Below are 3,624 nucleotides of genomic sequence, written 5' to 3'. Positions count from 1 at the left end.
ATATAAATAAATAATAAAACATAAAAGTACTATAAATATAGATATAATGATAGTATATTTTCTATTTGGAATAATAAAATTTACTAGTATACCTAATAGTATTAATAATAATCCTAAGTACTTAAATTTTTTCATAATAAATCTCCTTTAAAAGATATTTTTACATTTAAATTTTTATAATAATTACTATATTTAAAAAATAAAAAAGATAGGATGAGGAATTAGATGAAGAAATTTCAAATTAGTATACTAGCTTTTTTTAATAATTTTTATTATAGTTTGATTAAAGATTTTATTGTAAATAATAAACTTAAGAAATCGGTTAGAATACCATTAGAGTAGTTTCATTATGAATTATTATAATATAGATATAAGGATATATTATAATAAAATTTTGAAAAATGAGAGAAATAAAGGTTTATAAAATTTGTACAGGATTAAATAGCATTTATTTAATAAATGAAACAATAAATACACTTAAAATACTTATTAGTGTAAATATTATATTTATGATAATTTCTAATAGTTTACCATTAACTTTTATCTTAGATACAAGTAGAGGAGATTTTTCTTTTTTTCAATTGTTTTATATTCTTGTATTACTTTATTATTATTGGGTGGAGTATATAATATTGCAAGAATAATTGCTTAAGAAGGAAAATACGTTTTATTATTGCAATAGCCATATATGTTGGATTGATGTTCATAATGCCCCAAAGATGGGTAAATATCGAACATGGTTACTATTTATTTTCATTATTATATTTGGATTTAGATTGATTATTACATATATTAGATATTCAACTCAAAATAAACAATATAAAGCTAATGAGAATAAAAACTTGAATTTAAAGAAAAGTATAATGAGTTTTTAATAGAAGTTAATAATAAGCTTAATACAAGTTTTATAAATGAAAATTATAAAGATTTATGGTTAACTAATGGTAATGCCATTAAATATTTAGATAAAGTACATTCAAATTTAGTCATTGTAAATGAATCAATAAATAAAAGTATAGAGGACAATGTATTTTATAATGGGGTGTCTAAATATATAAATCCTAGCATTGAAACTTTTATAAATAAGATTAAAGAAGATACAGTAAGTGCTAATAATGAATTAAAAATATTAAATCTAGGGATGAATGGAGAAGAATTAGTAAATAAAATTATAAATACTCATAAATATATAGAAAATTTACCTAATTTAATTATAAAAGATAGTAATGGACAAAGAGTTGAATGTGATAATATTTTAATCACTGATAAAGGTATTTTTATTTTAGAAGTAAAAAACTACGGAAGCTCTGGGAATTTTACTCTTAAAATAGATACTAGCGGAAGATGGGAAAGAATATATAAATCAAAGTCTTATGTTATGGATAGTCCTGTAGCTCAAAATAGTAGGCATATAGGAATAATAAAGAATATTTTATTTGATAATAATATAAGTATCCCTATATATGGAATAATAGTAATATCTAATGATACTGTTGATATAATTAATAATTCTAATAGTATAGTTGTTAGAGCAAGTTCCTTGATAGATATTATTAATAATTTTAAAGGAGAAGTTCTTTTAAATATAGATGAAAGAAAAAATATTTATAATTTATTTAATGGAATTAGAGAAGAGGAAGTTAAACATCCATTTAAAAATTATACTTTATATAATGATTATCTTAACGATATATTATCTTTGATTAATCTAAATAATGAGTATAGAGAAAATGTAGTTAAATTATATAATGAAGTATTTCCTGATAATAAGTAATATAAGTTAAATTTTATTATTATTTTATAATATGTATATAAAACTCACTACTAATAATTTTAGTAATGAGTTTTATTTTTATATTTGATTAAATATAAAAATAATATAATCTAATCTTTATTAAAATATCTATATACATCTAAAACTTTAGATATACATTTACTAATTTTTTTAACAATCAGATTATTCATTGATATGACCCCCAAAAATAATTTTAAGTAAACATTTTCAAAGATATTATAACATTAGTCTATAATTTATACAAAATTAATAAATAAAAAAGCCATTCATTTTTAAATAGATGACTTTTTTATTTTTCGAGAACGAATTGAATATTTTATAAAAGGCTAAGTATAAATACTTATTTATATATTATGAAAAAAATTAAAAGTTATACTAATTAATTATGGACTGGACAAAGGTAAATTTTAGTAATATACTATATATAATAGCTTAAAGTCGATGATTAATATCTTTTATTGGATCTACCAATTGGTAGGTCTTTTTTTATACTAATTTTGCTAAATTTTAAATTAATCCCCCTTTTAAAAATATAAAAAATATTATAAATTAAGCATATATTGACATAATTTATTACTTAATTTATACTACTCAATGCAAAATGATATTCTTTTTATAGAGTATCTCCCTATATTCTTAAAGCCATTATTATTAAAGTGCCAATAATTAATATAATGGCTTTATAATTATTACATAAATAAAAGAGCCTAATATTAGGCTCTTTTATTATTTGTATTATTTATTCTCAATTTAGCAATATCATAACAATTAAGTTTTGTTACTTCTTCAACAGATTTTAATTCATCTAATTTATCTATAACGCTAGTTTTAAATTCAGTTAAATCTGCTGTTTGGTCAAAAACTCCATCTAATTTTTTTTCTATTCTAGAAATTTTATTATCTAACATATCAACTTTATTATCTAAGCTTTCTAGTTTATCATTCATTTTTTTTAATAATTCTAAAACTTCTTTTTCCATATCAATAAGCTCCTTGATATTATTTATTTTCTTTTATTATATTATAAACTGTACCTACACTGCAATTAAACATTTTTTATAATTATATATTTAAATAATGAAAATTATACTTATTTAGATACATATATTTGAATTATAAATAATGAAATAAATGTGAAAATATGATATAATTACATAGTAAGAAACTTTATTTAGGGTTTTAATCATCTCCATATAATTTGTTTTAAATAAATGTTTTACAATATGGGTAGGAACGAGTAATAAACAGGGATATAACAGATTAGGAGATAATATAATGGTTGATTATACAGTCATAATAGTAACTGCAATTATAATGCTTTCATTAATAGTAATAGCAAAAATTGTTGTTGCTAGTGATAAAGATAATAAAGTGAGATTTAGACATAATAAAGATTTAGAAGATAAATCACAGTCAAATATAACTTTTGAAATAGAGAGTATAATAAACAAAAATAATAATAAAAAAAATAAGTAATATTTATTCGCAGTAAATATTACTTATTAAAAACATTTTTTTAAAACCCTGTTCTTGAAAACAATTATTCGTTTCTATACCCTTATTATACCACGAAATTAAAAAAAATAAACTCTTTTAGAAATAAATCAATTATATTGATTTATTTTTTTATTTATAATAAAAGAAAACAAAGTGATATTTAGAAAATAAATCACAGTCGAATATAACTTTTGAAATAGATAGTATAATAAACAAAAAAATAATAAAAAAATAAGTAATATTTATTCGCAGTAAATATTACCTATTAAAAATATTTTTTAAAACCAACTCTTGAAACAATTCATTGTTTCTATACCCTTATTATACCTGTC

Annotated in this window: 3 protein-coding genes; 2 read left to right on the top strand and 1 reads right to left on the bottom strand. The window is 19.3% G+C overall.

Translation table 11 applies throughout. The features are described 5' to 3' along the window. Positions 1 to 1,042 precede the first annotated feature (1,042 nt). Positions 1,043 to 1,774 carry a nuclease-related domain-containing protein gene (locus CLTHE_RS14340; protein WP_158082749.1) on the top strand — a complete coding sequence of 244 codons (732 nt, stop codon included), beginning with the start codon at positions 1,043 to 1,045 and terminating at the stop codon, positions 1,772 to 1,774. Between the two features lie 734 nt (positions 1,775 to 2,508). Here CLTHE_RS14340 and CLTHE_RS14335 read toward each other — a convergent pair. Then, positions 2,509 to 2,775: a hypothetical protein gene (locus CLTHE_RS14335; protein WP_080024050.1), complete on the bottom strand. Its 267-nt coding sequence runs from the start codon at positions 2,773 to 2,775 to the stop codon at positions 2,509 to 2,511. Between the two features lie 295 nt (positions 2,776 to 3,070). Here CLTHE_RS14335 and CLTHE_RS14330 point away from each other — a divergent pair, with 295 nt between their 5' ends. Beyond that, complete coding sequence (locus tag CLTHE_RS14330) at positions 3,071 to 3,271, top strand: hypothetical protein (RefSeq protein ID WP_080024049.1); 201 nt, start codon at positions 3,071 to 3,073, stop codon at positions 3,269 to 3,271. Positions 3,272 to 3,624 lie beyond the last annotated feature (353 nt).

Origin of the sequence: Clostridium thermobutyricum DSM 4928 (genome assembly GCF_002050515.1) — a bacterium.
Taxonomy (GTDB): domain Bacteria; phylum Bacillota; class Clostridia; order Clostridiales; family Clostridiaceae; genus Clostridium; species Clostridium thermobutyricum.
This window is presented reverse-complemented; position numbering and strand designations above follow the sequence as displayed.